The organism is Klebsiella sp. M041 (assembly GCF_059759695.1).
The window spans coordinates 1-223 of the sequence record NZ_JCAXWU010000082.1 but is presented as its reverse complement, the minus strand read 5'-3'; the positions used below and the strand labels follow the sequence as shown (position 1 = coordinate 223).

The following is a 223-nucleotide window of genomic DNA, read 5'->3' as shown; positions in this document are numbered from 1 at the left end:
CCTCACGGTACTGGTTCACTATCGGTCAGTCAGGAGTATTTAGCCTTGGAGGATGGTCCCCCCATATTCAGACAGGATACCACGTGTCCCGCCCTACTCTTCGAGTTCACAACCTGTGCATTTTGGTGTACGGGACTATCACCCTGTACCGTCGGACTTTCCAGACCGTTCCACTAACACACAAGCTGATTCAGACTCTGGGCTGCTCCCCGTTCGCTCGCCG

General features: G+C 54.7%; 1 rRNA gene. It reads right to left on the bottom strand.

What is annotated here, in order from left to right:
* A 23S ribosomal RNA gene (locus AC6CWS_RS26575) occupies positions 1 to 223 on the bottom strand; the annotation flags it as partial.